Origin of the sequence: Streptococcus sp. 3705, assembly GCF_013277145.1 — a bacterium.
Taxonomy (GTDB): domain Bacteria; phylum Bacillota; class Bacilli; order Lactobacillales; family Streptococcaceae; genus Streptococcus.
The window spans coordinates 17,598-34,417 of sequence record NZ_VMMJ01000025.1 but is presented as its reverse complement, the minus strand read 5'-3'; the positions used below and the strand labels follow the sequence as shown (position 1 = coordinate 34,417).

Here is a 16,820-nt window from a genome sequence, read left to right as displayed (position 1 = left end):
TAATACTCAATGAAAATCAAAGAGCAAACTAGGAAACTGGCCGCAGGCTGTACTTGAGTACGGCAAGGCGACGTTGACGTGGTTTGAATTTGATTTTCGAAGAGTATAAGCCTTTTGGCAGCTCACCTTGAGCACCCCACTTTTCTTTAAAAAGGAGTTTTTTATGTTGAAAAAATGGCAGCTAAAAGATGTTATTTTGCTTGCTTTCTTGTCTATCTTTTTTGGTGGGGTTTTCGTTGGTTCAGGATATGTGTATAATATTCTCAGCCTACTCTTAACACCTCTTGGTTTACAGGCTTTTGCCAATGAAATCCTTTTTGGACTCTGGTGTATGGCTGCGCCCATTGCTGCCATCTTTGTTCCGAGAGTCGGAAGTGCAACGATTGGAGAAGTGCTAGCTGCGCTTGCTGAAGTCCTTTATGGTAGCCAATTCGGTCTAGGTGCCCTTTTGTCTGGCTTGGTTCAAGGTTTGGGAAGTGAACTTGGTTTTATCGTAACCAAGAATCGCTATGAAAGTTGGCTCTCTCTAACTGCCAATAGTATTGGGATTACGCTTGTTAGCTTTGTCTATGAATACATTAAGTTAGGTTACTACGCCTTTTCAGTGCCTTTTGTACTTTCCTTGCTAGTGGTACGTTTTATTTCTGTTTATTTCTTCTGTACTATCTTGGTTCGTGCCATTGTCAAACTCTATCATCAGTTTGCAACTGGAGGAAAAGCATAGATGGGTCTGGAATTACGGGAGATTCAGTCCCCAATTTTTTCGGAACCGATTGATTTTACTTTTCATGCGCAAGCCTTTACCTTGTTAGTTGGGAGCAGTGGTTCTGGAAAATCGTGTCTCTTTCAAATGATTGCCCAAGTTAGTTCTCTTCCCTATAATGGTCAAGTCCTGATAAATGGGAGCGAGGTCAGTCAGCTTTCTATCATCGAACGTGTTCAAACGGTTGGTATTCTCTTTCAAAATCCCAATCATCAATTTACCATGGAGAGCTTGTTTGAGGAGCTGATTTTTACCTTGGAAAATATCGGCTATCACCTTCAGGAAATTGATTCTAAAATAGCAGAGGTTGTCCAGCAATGTCGTTGCAAGGACATCTTGCACCGTCCCATCCATCACTTATCAGGTGGAGAAAAGCAAAAGGCTGCTTTGGCTGTTCTCTTTGCTATGAATCCTAGGGTCTATCTATTAGATGAGCCCTTTGCTTCCATTGATCGCAAGAGTAGGATAGAGATATTGGAGATTCTAAAAGAGTTGGTCTCTAATGGGAAGACAGTTATTTTGTGCGACCATGATTTATCTGATTATGAAGCCTATATCGACCATATGGTGGAGCTAAGAGACGGACAACTAAGGGAAGTGTTTCAAATCCCTACCTCTGAGATGACACAGGTTGCTTCAAAGGAGGTTGCTTCTAGCCCAGAACTATTCTATATGGACCGAATCACTTGTGAACTGGATAAGCACCCCCTCTTTTCGATTGCGGATTTTACATTCTACCAAGGAATTTCCTGTATCTTGGGTGATAATGGTGTCGGGAAATCAACCCTTTTTCGGTCTATTCTTCAATTTCAAAAGTATAAGGGGCGTATTACCTGGAAGGGGACAGTCCTGAAAAAGAAAAAGAGTTTGTATCGTGACCTGACGGGTGTTGTTCAGGAAGCTGAGAAACAGTTTATCAGAGTCAGTCTGCGAGAGGAACTTCAATTAGATGGACCTGATTCTGAAAGAAATCAACGAATTTTCCAAGCTTTACGATATTTTGATTTGGAGCAGGCACTCGATAAGAGTCCCTATCAATTAAGTGGTGGCCAGCAAAAGATTCTTCAGCTCTTGACCATCTTGACCAGCAAGGCTTCTGTGATCTTGCTAGATGAACCTTTTGCAGGTTTGGATGATAGAGCCTGCCATTATTTTTGTCATTGGATTCTGGAGGAGAGAAATCAAGGAAGAAGTTTTCTGATCATTAGCCATCGTTTGGATCCCTTGATCTCTGTGGTTGATTATTGGATTGAGATGACTAGTCAGGGTCTTCGTCATGTGAAAGAAGTGACCATTACCAAACCACTTACATCTCAGAGTAGCAATATCCAAGGGGAGGTGAGATAGTATGGTCAAAGTAGCAACCCAGACACCGATTATCAGTCTCTTTTTGCTGATTTTATCCTTGGAAACATCTTTTATTCCTTCGATTGCTCTGAATCTTTCGGTAGTCGCATTCTGTATTCTCTTTATGCTCTATTACCGGCGATTTAAAATGTTAGCTTGGATGATCATACTTGCCATTTTGCCATCCTTTGCCAACTACTGGGCAGTTCAGTTACATGGGGATGCTTCGCAGGCAGTCATACTTGGAACCAGAGCTTTTGTGACAGTTTGTATAGGGGTTGTATTTATCTCAAGCATCTCACTAAAAGAGCTTCTCTTGTACTTGGCTCAAAAGGGGTTATCACGGTCATGGGCCTATGCCTTGATTGTGGTATTCAATTCCTTTCCCCTTATTCAGCAAGAAATCAAGTCTCTCAAGGAAGCTTGCTTATTACGCGGTCAAGAACTGCATTTTTGGTCGCCCTTGATTTACAGCAAGGTTCTGATGACAGTCTTTAGGTGGCGCCATCTTTACCTGAGAGCTCTATCGGCGCATGGATATGACGAACATGCACAGGTGGAGAATAGCTATCGGACTTTTTATATTCCTAAAAGGACAATATTCATCTACCTGCTGTTCTTTTTATTGCTTCAAACCAGTCTATTTTTATAAAGGAGTTATTATGGAATTTACAGATATTGCGATGGAATTATCCAGGGAAGCTTGGCAGACTTCTTTTCATCATCCCTTTATTTTACAATTACAAGAGGGAAATTTAGACCCTGCCATTTTCCGCTATTACCTGATTCAGGATGCCTACTATCTGAAGGCCTTCTCAGAAATCTATCACCTTTTGGCTGATAAGACTTCAAACCAAGAGATGAAAAGACTCTTGAAACAAAATGCTCAGAGTCTAGTGGAAGGTGAGTTATTTATCCGCCAACAATTTTTCAAGGAATTGGAAATCAGCGATCAGGAAATGGAGCAACATCCAATCGCTCCCACCTGCTATCATTACATTTCTCACATTTATCGTCAATTTGAAGAAGCAAATCTAGCCATTGCCTTTTCAAGTTTGCTGCCTTGTCCTTGGCTATATCATGATATAGGCAAATCACTTAATCTTAAACCATCACCAAATCCTCTCTACCAACAATGGATTGAAACTTATATTACGGATGAGTTGGAGCAACAGATCAGAGAGGAGGGAGCGCTGGTCAATCAACTCTATCGCGAAAGTGATGAGACAGACAAGAAAAAAATGCTAGATGCCTTCCACATCAGTGTTCATATGGAAGCCAAGTTTTGGCAAATGGCCTACCAACACCAGACATGGAAGAGTGATTTACAGTCTTTAGAAAAAGGAGAAGAATAGAAACATGAGAAAGCACCAATTACAAGTTCACAAATTAACCATTTTATCTATGATGATTGCCCTTGATGTAGTCCTTACACCTATTTTTCGAATTGAGGGAATGGCACCGATGTCCAGTGTAGTCAATATTCTAGCAGGAATCATGATGGGACCTGTTTATGCCTTGGCTATGGCTACAGTGACAGCCTTTATCCGTATGACGACTCAAGGGATTCCGCCTTTAGCTCTCACAGGAGCGACTTTTGGAGCCCTTCTAGCAGGTCTCTTTTATAAGTATGGTCGAAAATTTCACTATTCTGCTCTAGGAGAGATTTTGGGAACAGGTATCATTGGTTCTATTGTTTCCTATCCTGTTATGGTGCTCTTTACAGGATCGGCTGCAAAGCTCAGCTGGTTTATCTACACTCCTCGATTTTTCGGAGCAACCTTGATTGGTACAGCGATTTCCTTTATTGCCTTTCGATTTTTAATCAAGCAGGAATTCTTTAAAAAAGTGCAAGGATATTTCTTTGGTGAAAGGATAGACTGATGCAGGCATTGACAAATCCTTTTCCTCTGGAAATGACTTCCCTAATTCACTGTATTACCAATGAGATTTCTTGTGAGATGCTAGCAAATGGGATTTTGGCTTTGGGATGTAAACCAGTTATGGCAGATGATTCCCGTGAGGTTCTTGATTTTACTAAGCAAAGCCAGGCACTCTTCATCAATTTGGGGCATTTGTCAGCTGAGAAGGAAAAAGCAATCCGTATGGCAGCTTCTTATGCAGCTCAAGTTTGTCTCCCAATGGTAGTAGATGCGGTTGGCGTAACAGCTTCAGTCATTCGTAAGAGCTTAGTTAAAGACCTTTTAGACAATAGCCCTACGGTCCTTAAAGGAAATATGTCAGAAATCCGAAGTCTTGTTGGCTTAAAACACCACGGCGTTGGGGTCGATGCGAGTGCTAAAGATCAAGAAACGGAGGATTTGCTTCAAGTCTTGAAAGACTGGTGTCAGACCTATCCTGGTATGTCATTCTTAGTTACTGGTCCTAAGGATCTCATCGTTTCGAAGAATCAGGTCGCTGTACTGGGAAATGGCTGTGCAGAATTAGACTGGATAACAGGGACAGGAGACTTGGTTGGAGCCTTGACAGCCGTTTTTCTCAGCCAAGGAAAGACTGGATTTGAAGCTTCGTGTTTAGCAGTCTCTTATCTTAATATCTCCGCTGAGAGAATAGTTGTTCAAGGAATGGGATTGGAAGAATTTCGTTACCAAGTACTCAATCAGTTTTCGCTTCTAAGGAGAGATAAAAACTGGTTAGATGCCATCAAAGGAGAGGTTTATGAATAGAGAAGCACTTAGACTATATCTGGTAACCAATCGCTACCAAGATTCCGTGGAAAGATTTCTTGAAAAGGTTGAGACGGCTTGCCGTTCAGGGGTTACCATAGTCCAATTACGAGAAAAAAATCTCACAACCAATCAATATTATCAACTAGCAAAACAAGTCAAGGAAATAACAGATGTTTATCAGGTACCCTTGATAATCGATGATCGTTTGGATGTTTGTCTTGCAGTCGATGCTGCAGGTCTGCATATCGGAGACGATGAATTACCAGTTTCGGTTGCCCGACAAGTCTTGGGACCTGAAAAAATCCTCGGTGTCACCGCTAAAACAATAAAAAGAGCTCTGGAAGCAGAAACATCAGGTGCAGATTACTTGGGGACAGGAGCCATTTTCCCAACCACCACCAAGGAAAATGCGCCCATTACTCTGATATCGACCTTGAAAACAATTTGCCAAACGGTTGACATTCCAGTAGTTGCTATTGGAGGCCTGACTTCAGAGAACATTGACCAGCTTATGGGCACTGGCATCGCTGGTGTAGCTGTTGTACGTGATTTGATGCAGGCAGAAGATATTGAGGCAAAAACGCAAGCCTTTTTAACAAAGTTGCATGACATTATTTCCTAACTAATACTCAATGAAAATCAAAGAGGAAGCTAGCCTCAGGTTGCTCAAAGCCCTGCCTTGAGGTTTTAGATAAGACTGATGAAGTCAGCTCAAAACAGTGTTTTGAGGTTGCAGATGGAAGCTGACGTAGTTTGAAGAGATTTTCGAAGAGTATAAAAACTCTCTAATTCCCTTAAAGTGGGAACTAGAGAGTTTTTTTCTTAATCTTTAAAAGTTGTATGGTTGACTGGGCCAGAACCATGACCAAGTTGAGGAGCGTCTTGAATAGCTTTTGTGATAAAGGCCTTGGCCTTATCAACTGCCTGATAAAGGCTTTTTCCCTTGGCTAGTTCAGCAGTAATTACTGCAGCAAAGGTACATCCAGTACCATGGGTGTGACAGGTTTGAATTCGTGGGCTTTCCCAGACAAACTGTTCATCCTTGGTAAAGAGGAAATCCTTAGCACCGCCTTCGAGATGACCACCTTTGATGACTACAGACTGAGGACCAAATTCTTTTAGAATCAGGCGACCAGCACGCTGCATGTCTTCAGGATCATGGATTGAAAAACCAACAATCTCTTCTGCCTCAGGAAGATTTGGCGTAATAATAGTTGCTAGAGGTAGTAAGTTTGTTTTGAGATAGTCTCTAGCACTTGAGTCGATCAAGGCATCTCCGCTAGTCGCTACCATAACTGGATCTAAAACATAGGGACAATCCAGCTTTTTAAGATAGGGCTGGATGATTTCCATAATTTCAGTAGTTGCTAACATCCCAGTTTTTACAGCCTGAGGTGGAATATCCGAAAAGACACTGTCCAATTGGGCTTTCAACATTTGAGGAGAAACGTGCTCGATCAATTGAACGCCTCTGGTATTTTGAGCGACAAGACTGGTTACAACAGCCATTCCATAGACATCTCTCGCTTGGAATGACTTTAAATCAGCCATAATGCCAGCACCGCCACTTGGGTCAGTTCCTGCAATGGTCAAAGCAACGGGTAAATAAGTCATCTAAAACCTCCCAACCAACTGAAGTTTGTATTCTTAAGAACAAGCTAATCTGTTTCAGGAAGGCAATAGAAGACTGCTAGTCCCCATTATCATTTCCACTTCCATCAGCTAGCATTACCTAGATTGAGTTAAAGGGATCTAACAGTTGTTAATCTCAGCTTTACGCACCCCTAGTGGTTGTTTTCTTTTTTCTTTAGTATAGCATATTTTTATAGTTTATATAGTAAGATTTGACTGAAAATCCTGTATTATATGGTTAAAATTCAATTTTTCAAAGAAAAGATTGATTTTATAATTGACAAATGTAGATTTTAGGAGTATACTAATAACTGTAATCGACAAATGTAGATTTTGGAGGTGTGATTATGCAGATTTCAGATGCAGAATGGCAGGTTATGAAGATTATTTGGATGCAAGGAGAGCAGACTAGTACGGATTTGATCAAGGTTCTGGCGGAGCGGTTCGACTGGTCCAAGTCAACCATTCAAACTCTTTTGGCTCGTTTGGTTGAGAAAGAGTGTCTGACAAGGAAAAAAGAAGGCAAGTTCTTTGTCTATTCAGCCCTTTTAACTTTGGACCAAAGTCGGGATTTACTTGTCCAAGATATCAAGGACAAGGTTTGTTCTCGTAGGATTAAGAACTTGTTGGCTGATTTGATTGCTGAATGTGATTTTACTCAGGCTGACTTGGAAGACTTGGAAGCTGTGATTTCTGAGAAGAAATCAAGCGCTGTAACAAAAGTAAAATGTAATTGTATGTAAAGGAGACGTCATGTTAAATAGTATTGTAACCATTATTTGTATTGCCCTTATCGCGTTTATCTTGTTTTGGTTTTTCAAAAAGCCTGAAAAATCTGGACAAAAGGCCCAGCAAAAAAAGGGCTACCAAGAGATTCGAGTGGAAGTCATGGGAGGCTATACGCCTGAGTTGCTTATCCTCAAGAAATCAGTGCCAGCCCGCATTGTCTTTGACCGCAAGGATCCTTCACCCTGTCTGGACCAAATTGTTTTTCCAGATTTTGGTGTACATGCGGACCTGCCTATGGGGGAAGAGTATGTAGTGGAAATCACGCCTGAGCAGGCTGGAGAATTTGGATTTGCTTGTGGTATGAACATGATGCACGGTAAGATGATTGTAGAATAGGAGAATGATATGACTGAAATTGTGAAAGCAAGTCTTGAAAATGGTGTTCAAAAAATCCGTATCACGGCAGACAAAGGCTACCATCCAGCCCACATTCAACTGCAAAAAGGAGTTCCTGCTGTTATCACCTTTCACCGTGTGACACCTTCAAACTGTTATAAGGAAATTCTTTTTGAAGAAGAAGGCATCTTGGAACCAATCGGCGTGGATGAAGAGAAGACAATTCGTTTTACCCCTCAAGAATTAGGTCAACATGAATTTTCTTGTGGCATGAAGATGCAAAAGGGGAGTTATACCGTAGTTGAGAAGATTCGAAAATCTCTATCACTTTTACAGCGTTTTTGGATTACTAGTATCTTTACTGTGCCTCTTGTGATTCTCATGATTGGGATGTCGACAGGAGGAATTAGTCACCAAGTCCTGCGTTGGGGAACCTTTTTAGCCACAACACCGATCATGCTAGTAGCAGGTGGTCCTTATATCCAAAGTGCTTGGGCTAGTTTTAAAAAGCACAATGCCAACATGGATACCTTGGTTGCTCTGGGAACCCTAGTGGCCTATTTCTATAGCTTAGTTGCCCTCTTCGCTGGTCTCCCCGTTTACTTTGAAAGTGCTGCATTTATCTTCTTCTTCGTTCTTATGGGAGCCGTTTTTGAGGAGAAAATGCGGAAAAATACTTCCCAAGCTGTGGAGAAATTGCTGGACTTGCAGGCTAAAACAGCAGAAGTCTTGCGTGATGAACGCTATGTTCAAGTTCCTTTGGAACAAGTCAAGGTAGGTGACCTGATTCGAGTGCGTCCCGGTGAAAAGATTGCGGTTGATGGTGTCGTAGTAGAAGGTATCTCTAGTATTGATGAGTCTATGGTGACAGGTGAGAGCCTACCAGTGGACAAAACAGTTGGAGATACTGTCATTGGCTCAACCATCAATAATAGCGGAACGCTTATTTTTAGAGCAGAAAAAGTTGGTTCAGAGACTGTTTTGGCTCAGATTGTGGATTTTGTGAAGAAAGCTCAAACAAGTCGTGCGCCGATTCAGGACTTGACGGATAAAATTTCAGGGATTTTTGTCCCAGCAGTTGTCATTTTAGGGATTGTGACCTTTTGGGTTTGGTTCGTCTTGCTCAGGGATAGTGTAGTTGTGCTTGGGGCGAGCTTTGTGTCTTCGCTTCTCTATGGAGTAGCAGTTCTGATTATTGCCTGCCCTTGTGCCTTGGGACTTGCAACACCGACAGCCCTTATGGTGGGGACAGGTCGCAGTGCCAAGATGGGAGTTCTCCTCAAAAATGGAACGGTTCTACAGGAAATCCAGAAAGTCCAAACTATTGTTTTTGATAAGACAGGAACTTTGACGGAAGGGAAACCTGTGGTCACAGATATCATCGGCGACGAAGTAGAAGTGCTTGGATTGGCAGCTTCCTTGGAAGAAGCTTCTCAACACCCACTGGCTGAAGCCGTTGTGAAACGAGCGAGTGAAGCTGGACTTGAGTTTCAAACTGTTGAAAATTTCCAAGCCTTGCACGGAAAAGGTGTCTCAGGGCAAATCAATGGAAAACAAGTTTTGCTTGGAAATGCTAAAATGCTGGATGGCATGAACATTTCTAGCACTTATCAAGAAAAACTAGAAGAACTAGAAAAAGAAGCTAAGACAGTTGTGTTCTTGGCTGTTGACAATGAAATCAAAGGCTTGCTTGCTTTGCAAGATATTCCCAAGGAAAATGCTAAGCTAGCCATCAGTCAGTTGAAAAAGCGTGGCCTTAAAACAGTCATGCTGACAGGAGATAATGCAGGTGTAGCGCGTGCTATTGCAGATCAAATCGGAATTGAAGAGGTCATTGCAGGCGTCTTGCCAGAAGAAAAAGCCCATGAAATCCATAAACTACAAGCAGCTGGCAAAGTAGCCTTTGTTGGGGACGGTATCAATGACGCTCCTGCCCTCAGTGTAGCAGATGTGGGAATTGCCATGGGAGCTGGAACAGATATTGCCATCGAGTCAGCAGATTTGGTGTTGACAACCAATAACCTCCTAGGCGTGGTGCGTGCCTTTGACATGAGTAAGAAAACCTTTCATCGAATTCTGCTCAATCTTTTCTGGGCCTTTATCTACAATGTCGCCGGAATTCCGATTGCAGCAGGAGTCTTTTCAGGTGTTGGACTGGCTCTCAATCCAGAACTGGCAGGTTTAGCCATGGCCTTTAGTTCTGTATCCGTTCTGACCAGTTCTCTTCTCTTAAACTTTACTAAAATAGACTAAAAGTAATGACTAGATTTCTTTGTTATAAAACAGGAATAGCAGCGTTTTCAAAACTGTATTAGAATAGAGAATAGAGAGTTTTGAGCAGATTTTTAGAAAAGTCAGCATAAATATGATACAGTGGAATAGTAAAAATTTGGAGAACGTTTCCAATTCTATGTAATCGTATTCTCCAAGTCTAAAAAAATTGAAGGAGAGTTATCACTATGACTCAAGGGAAAATTACTGCATCTGCAGCAATGCTTAACGTATTGAAAACATGGGGCGTAGACACAATCTACGGTATCCCATCAGGAACACTCAGCTCATTGATGGACGCTTTGGCTGAAGAAAAAGATATCCGCTTCTTGCAAGTTCGCCACGAAGAAACAGGTGCTCTTGCAGCGGTTATGCAAGCTAAATTCGGTGGCTCAATTGGGGTTGCAGTTGGTTCAGGTGGTCCAGGTGCGACTCACTTGATTAACGGTGTTTACGATGCAGCTATGGATAACACTCCATTCCTAGCGATCCTTGGATCACGTCCAGTTAACGAACTCAACATGGATGCTTTCCAAGAATTGAACCAAAACCCAATGTACAACGGTATCGCTGTATATAACAAACGTGTAGCTTACGCTGAGCAATTGCCAAAAGTAATTGACGAAGCTTGCCGTGCTGCAGTTTCTAAAAAAGGTCCAGCTGTTGTTGAAATCCCAGTAAACTTCGGTTTCCAAGAAATCGACGAAAGCTCATACTACGGTTCAGGTTCATATGAACGTTCATTCATCGCTCCTGCTTTGAACGAAGTTGAAATCGACAAAGCTGTTGAAATCTTGAACAATGCTGAACGTCCAGTTATCTATGCTGGTTACGGTGGTGTTAAAGCAGGTGAAGTGATCACTGAATTGTCACGTAAAATCAAAGCACCAATTATCACAACTGGTAAAAACTTTGAAGCCTTTGAATGGAACTATGAAGGTTTGACAGGTTCTGCTTACCGTGTTGGTTGGAAACCAGCCAACGAAGTGGTCTTTGAAGCAGACACAGTTCTTTTCCTTGGTTCAAACTTCCCATTTGCTGAAGTTTACGAAGCATTCAAGAACACTGAAAAATTCATCCAAGTTGATATTGACCCTTACAAACTTGGTAAACGTCATGCCTTAGACGCTTCAATCCTTGGTGATGCAGGTCAAGCAGCCAAAGCTATCCTTGACAAAGTGAATCCAGTTGAATCTACTCCATGGTGGCGTGCAAACGTTAAGAACAACCAAAACTGGCGTGATTACATGAACAAACTCGAAGGTAAAACTGAGGGTGAATTGCAATTGTATCAAGTTTACAATGCAATCAACAAACATGCTGATCAAGACGCTATCTACTCAATTGACGTAGGTGACACTACTCAAACATCTACTCGTCACCTTCACATGACACCTAAGAACATGTGGCGTACATCTCCACTATTTGCGACAATGGGTATTGCCCTTCCTGGTGGTATCGCTGCTAAGAAAGACAATCCAGATCGCCAAGTATGGAACATCATGGGTGACGGTGCATTCAACATGTGCTACCCAGACGTTATCACAAACGTTCAATACGACCTTCCAGTTATCAACGTTGTCTTCTCAAATGGTAAATATGCCTTCATCAAGGACAAATACGAAGACACAAACAAACACTTGTTTGGTTGTGACTTCCCTAATGCTGACTATGCGAAAATTGCTGAAGCTCAGGGAGCTGTTGGATTTACAGTTGACCGTATCGAAGACATCGATGCAGTGGTTGCAGAAGCTGTTAAATTGAACAAAGAAGGTAAAACTGTTGTGATCGATGCTCGCATCACTCCACACCGTCCACTTCCAGTAGAAGTACTTGAATTGGATCCAAAACAACACTCAGAAGAAGCTATCAAAGCCTTCAAAGAAAAATACGAAGCAGAAGAACTCGTACCATTCCGTCTCTTCTTGGAAGAAGAAGGATTGCAATCACGCGCAATTAAATAAACAACGAAAGATCGGAGCAATCCGGTCTTTTTATGGAGGATAGTAAATGAATTTAAATCAATTAGATATTATCGTTTCAGATGTTCCCCAAGTCTGTGCTGACTTGGAGTATATCTTGGATAAAAAGGCAGATTATGCTGATGATGTTTTTGCTCAGTTTACGATTGGCAGTCACTGTCTCATGTTGTCCCGAAATCATTTGATTCCTTTGGAAGATTTTCAGTCAGGCATCATTCTTCACCTTGAGATTGAGAATGTAGACAAGGATTACCAACGTTTAAAAGAGATCGGTGTCGAGATTTTAAACGGTATTTGTGAAACGGATTGGGGAACAGAGTCCTTATTAGTTAAAGGTCCAGCTGGTCTAGTGATTGATTTTTATCGTATGAAATAGGACGCTTAGTCATTTGACGTTAACCTTAACCATTCTTAAAACAGAAATTGAGAATAGGAACTATTGAAAGATCGGAGCAATCCGGTCTTTTTATATAAAGAAATTGCATATAAATAGTTGACAGCGCTTTCCCAAAATCTTATAATAAAAATATAACAGTAGAAAATGAAACTGATATGGAAAGGAGAAATATGATTAAACAGCTGTTGTAAGTGGATTTTATTATTTCATTGGAAGTTGGGATTGAAATATCTTCATGAATAGATAGTAGGAGGAAAGAGATGAAAAAAAAGGATATTTATCTAATCTGTGTGACCATGATTATCTGTTCAATTATTATAGGTTTGATTGTAGGAAATTTTATTTTGCACGGTCTTGAAGTTATTGCTCAAATAATTTCTAACGGTTTATTTACCATCAATCAATCGCTTCATTGACAAAAGCTATTCATTTTTACATTTTATGAATCGTACAGATCGGAGCAATCCGGTCTTTTTCTTATCACAAGACTGTGATAGTTTACATTTTTATAGCAAAACTCTCAAACTCTTGCTTATTTTTGTATTAAATTATAAAATAGAAAGTATAAAAGAATAAAAGAGGTTTTGAAAATGTCTGAAAAACAAATGAAAGTGTTGGGGTGGGTAGCGACTTTCATGTCTGTTATGATGTATGTGTCTTACTTCCCACAAATCATGAATAATCTTGCCGGTCAAAAAGGCAACTTCATTCAACCCCTAGTCGCAGCTATCAACTGTAGTCTCTGGGTTTACTATGGTCTTTTCAAGAAGGAAAGAGATATTCCACTTGCAGCTGCTAATGCACCAGGTATCGTTTTTGGTTTAGTAACGGCTATCACAGCTTTGATTTAAAAAGAAGACTGCTTTCAGTCTTTTTATTTTATGAAAATAGATGCTTCATTAAAGTAATTTTTGAATGAGAGTTGGGGGAAAAAGTCCAGTTACAGCTAGCTTTATGAGAGTCTTTTATGTTCGTCTCTATCAAAGAAAAAAGTATATCGTTACTATTTTTACAAAATCTTCTCCCTACTTTATAAGATGTTAAAAAGAGTTCAAATGGAACTCTTTTTTTGCTATAATGAAGGAAGAAAAATCAGACAGGAGATCAAGATGTCAGAACCATTATTTTTACAATCAGTTATGCAAGAAAAAATCTGGGGTGGAACCAAGCTACGTGATGAGTTTGGCTACGACATTCCAAGTGAAAAAATCGGAGAATACTGGGCCATCTCAGCCCATCCAAATGGCGTCTCTAAAGTTGCCATTGGTCGCTACGAGGGAATAGATCTAGCTACTTTATATGCAGAGCACCGTGAATTATTTGGCAATCGTCCAGAACCTGTATTTCCGCTTTTGACCAAAATCCTCGATGCCAACGACTGGCTCAGCGTCCAAGTTCACCCAGACGATGCTTATGGATTAGAGCATGAAGGCGAACTCGGAAAAACAGAGTGCTGGTACATCATTGCAGCGGATGAAGGTTCAGAGATTATCTACGGCCATAATGCCAAGTCAAAAGAAGAACTCCGCCAGCAAATCGAGGACAAGAACTGGGATGCCTTGCTGACAAAAGTACCAGTTAAAGCTGGAGATTTCTTCTATGTGCCAAGTGGCACCATGCACGCTATCGGTGCAGGTATCTTGATTCTTGAAACCCAGCAGTCTAGCGATACCACCTATCGCGTCTATGACTTTGACCGCAAGGATGACAAAGGCAACTTGCGTGAACTTCATCTTGAAAAATCCATTGATGTCTTGAACATTGGTGAGCCAGCAAATAGCCGTCCTGTGACTGTCAAAGCTGATGATTTACGCTCAACTTTACTTGTCTCTAATGATTTCTTCGCAGTTTACAAGTGGGAAATTACTGGAAAAGTTGACTTCGAAAAGACAGCTGACTACAGCTTATTGAGTGTCCTAGCTGGTCAAGGTCAGCTAACTGTTGACGGAAAAAACTATCCAATCCAAAAAGGCAGCCACTTTATCCTACCAAGTGATGTTGAAGCTTGGACTCTGGAAGGGCAAGGTTTGGAATTGATTGTTAGCCATCCATAAAAAAGAAAGGGCCTGAGTTTACTACTCAAGTCCTTTTTGATTACATAAATTGGGCGATGAAGACCACGATGATGATGATTGGAATGACGAAACGAAGAAGGAAGAGCCAGACTTGGAACAGTCCTTGTTTCCATACCGTTTCATCAAGATGGAATTCCTCCATAGCAAGGGCCTTCTTAAAGATGTAGCCAGTAAAGAGTGAAAGACAGAGAGCTCCAAATGGCATGAGGAGATTGGAAACCAAGAAGTCCATAGCGTCAAAGAAGGTCTTCCCAAAGATGTGAACATCCGCCATAACACCGTAAGAAAGGGCTGAGGGAATCCCAAAGGCAAAGGTCAGAATCCCTAAAATGGCACTCCACATAGCACGCTTGCTGTTGTCTTGATTGGTGATATTGCCTACATTGATTTCCAGCATAACGACGGAAGAAGTGACCGTCGCAAAGAGGAAGAGCAAGAGGAAGAGGATGTAGAAAATAGTTCCAAAAGGCATCTTGTCAAAGAGTTGAGGCAAGACGATAAAGAGCAAGCTCGGTCCCCCTTCAGACTGGATATTGAAGGCTGACATGGCTGGGAAAATGGCTAGTCCTGCCATGATGGATACTGAGATGTTCATAGCTACAATGGAAATCCCTGACTGTACCAGATTGGTTTTCTTGTCCAAGTAGGATGCATAGGTCAGCATGGCTGTCACCCCTAGTGAGAGGGCAAAGAAAGATTGTCCCAGAGCATAGAGGAGACCAGCGCTAGTTAGTTTTGAAAAGTCTGGTTTGAGGAAGTAGAGAACCCCTTCCATGGCATTTGGCAAGCTGAGAGAGCGTCCGATGATGACGACAAAGATGATAAAGAGCAGGGGCATCATGACCTTAGAAGCTCTTTCAATCCCTTTTTGAACCCCACGTGATACAATAAAGATATTCAACAGGATAAAGGCAGCTTGAGCTCCTAGGGCAATGACTGGATTAGAAATAATATCGGTAAAGAGCTGAGCATAGTCATTGGTAATGCCTAGGTGGAGAGCTTTACCGATAGCGATACCTAAATAAATGAAGACCCATCCTCCAATAACACTGTAGAAAGATAAGAGGATAAAGAGGGCAAAGGCACCAATCCAACCGATAAAGTTGTACTTACTATTCTTGCCTAGTTTTCCAAAGGTTTTGATAGCTGAGACACCAGCACTTCGGCCGAGAGCAAATTCAGCCAGCAATAGGGGGAAACCGATTAAAATAGTGGAAATGAGAAAGATCAGTAAAAAGCCTCCTCCACCGTTAGCAGCAGTCATGTAGGGGAATTTCCAAACGGCACCAAGTCCGATGGCTGAACCAGCAGATGCTAGGATAAAGCCCAGTTTAGAACCCCATTGCGATTTTTCAGACATAGTTAAACTCCTAAAATTAGTATTACAAAAGAAAAAGCTACTGCCCTTGGCAACTAGCCTCATCAGTACTCAAAGTGAGCGTTTCTTTTGATTGATAGACTTGACTATCCTATCATGTTTTCTAAGGTCTGTCAAGAAAACCATTTTCATGTTATGATAAAGTAAAAAATTTCGCAAAAACACTTGACTCTGACCTAAGGGGAGGGGTTATACTATCAATGTAATACTCTTCGAAAATTTCTTCAAACCACGTCAGCGTCGCCTTGGATTATATATGTGACTGACTTCGTCAGTCTTATCTACAACCTCAAAGCAGTGCTTTGAGCAACCCGCGGATAGCTTTCTAGTTTGCTATTTGATTTTCATTGAGTATAAGGAGGAAATCATGTACCATATAAAAGAAGCTGCTAAACTCTTGCAAGCCATCCGTACTTATGGATTTGACTGCTCTATTGAGGTATTCGGTCATATCGGTAAAGGCTACGTCTACAACCCAGAATTTAAGGAAAACATTGACAAATTTGGCCCAGGAACAGCCCAGTACACATCAGATGTCATTGCCCACTATGTCCAAACTCAGACAAAATAAAATCGGAGGAGTATTCTTCCGATTTTTACTAAATTCAATCACTACTTGCTTAATAATTTTTCTACTACATTTAGTTTTCGCATGGTCAAATCTACATTGAAAAGCTTTTCAAGATAGTTAGTATTGAGCTTTTTTTGTTTTGCAGTTCTAGGGAGATAGAGGTAAAGACAATGGTTACCGACATAAATTTCTTCTTCGCCGTAATCAATTTTCAATTTTTCTAAAGGGAGGCTTTGAATAGATTCTTGATAAAAAATCACGTGTATACGGTCATAAAGATAGTGTTCTCCAAGCGGGTTTTCTTGGACAATTTTTGTAAAATCACTTTTGTTCTTGATAACCATTTTTAAGTCGGCCCCAATTTTTTCCTTTATCAGAGTATGAACACGTTCTCGTATTGTTTCTAAATCTAAGTCACTTTCAAGAATGATATTTCCACTTTGAATATAAGTTCGAACTTGTTGAAAACCAACTTCTGTCAAGATATCTACTAGATAAGACATTTTAGGGATAGCATTTTTTCCATTAGGAGTAACTCCCCTTAGCAAGATAATATGTTCCAAAGTCGTTCCTTTCTTTTTGGGGCTGA

18 protein-coding genes, 1 pseudogene and 1 riboswitch are annotated in these 16,820 nt (G+C 41.0%); of the genes and pseudogenes, 16 read left to right on the top strand and 3 right to left on the bottom strand.

From position 1 onward, the window contains the following. Nucleotides 1–163 precede the first annotated feature (163 nt). From HT714_RS07775 to thiE, 7 genes are read left to right on the top strand one after another with little or no spacing between them, the layout of a single operon-like run. Nucleotides 164–724 carry an ECF transporter S component gene (locus tag HT714_RS07775; RefSeq protein WP_173225269.1) on the top strand — a complete coding sequence of 187 codons (561 nt, stop codon included), beginning with the start codon at nt 164–166 and terminating at the stop codon, nt 722–724. After that, nucleotides 725–2,110, top strand: a complete 1,386-nt coding sequence (locus HT714_RS07770) for an ABC transporter ATP-binding protein (protein WP_173225272.1) — start codon at nt 725–727, stop codon at nt 2,108–2,110. Nucleotide 2,111: 1 nt separating this feature from the next. Then, complete coding sequence (locus HT714_RS07765; RefSeq protein WP_050242361.1) at nt 2,112–2,762, top strand: energy-coupling factor transporter transmembrane component T; 651 nt, start codon at nt 2,112–2,114, stop codon at nt 2,760–2,762. Between the two features lie 10 nt (nt 2,763–2,772). Beyond that, complete coding sequence (gene tenA, locus HT714_RS07760) at nt 2,773–3,465, top strand: thiaminase II (protein ID WP_173225275.1); 693 nt, start codon at nt 2,773–2,775, stop codon at nt 3,463–3,465. A 4-nt stretch (nt 3,466–3,469) separates the two neighbouring features. Next, nucleotides 3,470–3,994 carry an energy coupling factor transporter S component ThiW gene (gene thiW, locus HT714_RS07755; RefSeq protein WP_023933981.1) on the top strand — a complete coding sequence of 175 codons (525 nt, stop codon included), beginning with the start codon at nt 3,470–3,472 and terminating at the stop codon, nt 3,992–3,994. Next, nucleotides 3,994–4,797, top strand: coding sequence for a hydroxyethylthiazole kinase (locus HT714_RS07750; RefSeq protein ID WP_173225278.1), 804 nt, complete (start codon nt 3,994–3,996; stop codon nt 4,795–4,797). The genes thiW and HT714_RS07750 overlap by 1 nt, the downstream gene beginning before the upstream one ends. Next, entirely contained in the window at nt 4,790–5,422 is a 633-nt protein-coding gene (gene thiE, locus HT714_RS07745; protein WP_173225281.1) for a thiamine phosphate synthase, read from the top strand. Before HT714_RS07750 ends, thiE begins: the two co-directional genes overlap by 8 nt. Before the next feature lie 200 nt (nt 5,423–5,622). Here the strand turns inward: thiE and thiD are convergent, their stop codons facing one another. After that, entirely contained in the window at nt 5,623–6,414 is a 792-nt protein-coding gene (gene thiD, locus HT714_RS07740; protein WP_173225285.1) for a bifunctional hydroxymethylpyrimidine kinase/phosphomethylpyrimidine kinase, read from the bottom strand. Nucleotides 6,415–6,497: 83 nt separating this feature from the next. After that, nucleotides 6,498–6,596: riboswitch (TPP riboswitch) on the bottom strand. A 183-nt stretch (nt 6,597–6,779) separates the two neighbouring features. On the opposite strand from thiD, the gene HT714_RS07735 reads away from it, so the two are divergent. From HT714_RS07735 to manA, 8 genes are all read left to right on the top strand, one after another. Further along, complete coding sequence (locus tag HT714_RS07735; protein ID WP_173225288.1) at nt 6,780–7,175, top strand: CopY/TcrY family copper transport repressor; 396 nt, start codon at nt 6,780–6,782, stop codon at nt 7,173–7,175. A 10-nt stretch (nt 7,176–7,185) separates the two neighbouring features. Further along, a complete protein-coding gene (locus HT714_RS07730) occupies nt 7,186–7,557 on the top strand; it encodes a cupredoxin domain-containing protein (protein ID WP_173225291.1) in 372 nt (123 codons plus the stop codon). Nucleotides 7,558–7,566: 9 nt separating this feature from the next. After that, nucleotides 7,567–9,810: a heavy metal translocating P-type ATPase gene (locus HT714_RS07725; protein WP_173225294.1), complete on the top strand. Its 2,244-nt coding sequence runs from the start codon at nt 7,567–7,569 to the stop codon at nt 9,808–9,810. 206 nt (nt 9,811–10,016) lie between these two features. Continuing rightward, nucleotides 10,017–11,792, top strand: coding sequence for a pyruvate oxidase (gene spxB, locus HT714_RS07720; protein ID WP_173225296.1), 1,776 nt, complete (start codon nt 10,017–10,019; stop codon nt 11,790–11,792). A gap of 46 nt (nt 11,793–11,838) precedes the next feature. Further along, nucleotides 11,839–12,186 (top strand): VOC family protein, encoded by a 348-nt coding sequence (locus HT714_RS07715; protein WP_173225301.1) that lies wholly within the window; start codon nt 11,839–11,841, stop codon nt 12,184–12,186. A gap of 281 nt (nt 12,187–12,467) precedes the next feature. Then, a complete protein-coding gene (locus HT714_RS07710) occupies nt 12,468–12,623 on the top strand; it encodes a hypothetical protein (RefSeq protein ID WP_173225304.1) in 156 nt (51 codons plus the stop codon). 174 nt (nt 12,624–12,797) lie between these two features. After that, a complete protein-coding gene (locus tag HT714_RS07705) occupies nt 12,798–13,058 on the top strand; it encodes a SemiSWEET family transporter (RefSeq protein ID WP_001291476.1) in 261 nt (86 codons plus the stop codon). 258 nt (nt 13,059–13,316) lie between these two features. Then, on the top strand, nt 13,317–14,261 hold the full coding sequence (gene manA / locus HT714_RS07700; RefSeq protein ID WP_173225308.1) for a mannose-6-phosphate isomerase, class I: 945 nt from the start codon (nt 13,317–13,319) through the stop codon (nt 14,259–14,261). 40 nt (nt 14,262–14,301) lie between these two features. Here manA and HT714_RS07695 read toward each other — a convergent pair whose 3' ends face one another. Next, nucleotides 14,302–15,642: a sodium-dependent transporter gene (locus tag HT714_RS07695; protein WP_173225311.1), complete on the bottom strand. Its 1,341-nt coding sequence runs from the start codon at nt 15,640–15,642 to the stop codon at nt 14,302–14,304. Between the two features lie 400 nt (nt 15,643–16,042). Here HT714_RS07695 and HT714_RS07690 point away from each other — a divergent pair. After that, nucleotides 16,043–16,231, top strand: a pseudogene (locus HT714_RS07690) (TipAS antibiotic-recognition domain-containing protein); the annotation flags it as partial. A gap of 41 nt (nt 16,232–16,272) precedes the next feature. On the opposite strand, the gene HT714_RS07685 reads toward HT714_RS07690, so the two are convergent. Next, a complete protein-coding gene (locus tag HT714_RS07685; RefSeq protein WP_173225314.1) occupies nt 16,273–16,794 on the bottom strand; it encodes a DUF1697 domain-containing protein in 522 nt (173 codons plus the stop codon). Between the last annotated feature and the right edge of the window lie 26 nt (nt 16,795–16,820).

Bases quoted from the DNA above. Each gene is read 5' to 3' on its own strand.
- HT714_RS07710 (WP_173225304.1), top strand. From the start codon at position 12,468: ATGAAAAAAAAGGATATTTATCTAATCTGTGTGACCATGATTATCTGT.
- thiD (WP_173225285.1), bottom strand. From the start codon at position 6,414: ATGACTTATTTACCCGTTGCTTTGACCATTGCAGGAACTGACCCAAGT.
- HT714_RS07735 (WP_173225288.1), top strand. From the start codon at position 6,780: ATGCAGATTTCAGATGCAGAATGGCAGGTTATGAAGATTATTTGGATG.
- HT714_RS07730 (WP_173225291.1), top strand. From the start codon at position 7,186: ATGTTAAATAGTATTGTAACCATTATTTGTATTGCCCTTATCGCGTTT.
- HT714_RS07705 (WP_001291476.1), top strand. From the start codon at position 12,798: ATGTCTGAAAAACAAATGAAAGTGTTGGGGTGGGTAGCGACTTTCATG.
- manA (WP_173225308.1), top strand. From the start codon at position 13,317: ATGTCAGAACCATTATTTTTACAATCAGTTATGCAAGAAAAAATCTGG.
- thiE (WP_173225281.1), top strand. From the start codon at position 4,790: ATGAATAGAGAAGCACTTAGACTATATCTGGTAACCAATCGCTACCAA.
- HT714_RS07715 (WP_173225301.1), top strand. From the start codon at position 11,839: ATGAATTTAAATCAATTAGATATTATCGTTTCAGATGTTCCCCAAGTC.
- HT714_RS07765 (WP_050242361.1), top strand. From the start codon at position 2,112: ATGGTCAAAGTAGCAACCCAGACACCGATTATCAGTCTCTTTTTGCTG.
- HT714_RS07770 (WP_173225272.1), top strand. From the start codon at position 725: ATGGGTCTGGAATTACGGGAGATTCAGTCCCCAATTTTTTCGGAACCG.
- spxB (WP_173225296.1), top strand. From the start codon at position 10,017: ATGACTCAAGGGAAAATTACTGCATCTGCAGCAATGCTTAACGTATTG.
- HT714_RS07695 (WP_173225311.1), bottom strand. From the start codon at position 15,642: ATGTCTGAAAAATCGCAATGGGGTTCTAAACTGGGCTTTATCCTAGCA.
- HT714_RS07775 (WP_173225269.1), top strand. From the start codon at position 164: ATGTTGAAAAAATGGCAGCTAAAAGATGTTATTTTGCTTGCTTTCTTG.
- thiW (WP_023933981.1), top strand. From the start codon at position 3,470: ATGAGAAAGCACCAATTACAAGTTCACAAATTAACCATTTTATCTATG.
- tenA (WP_173225275.1), top strand. From the start codon at position 2,773: ATGGAATTTACAGATATTGCGATGGAATTATCCAGGGAAGCTTGGCAG.
- HT714_RS07725 (WP_173225294.1), top strand. From the start codon at position 7,567: ATGACTGAAATTGTGAAAGCAAGTCTTGAAAATGGTGTTCAAAAAATC.
- HT714_RS07750 (WP_173225278.1), top strand. From the start codon at position 3,994: ATGCAGGCATTGACAAATCCTTTTCCTCTGGAAATGACTTCCCTAATT.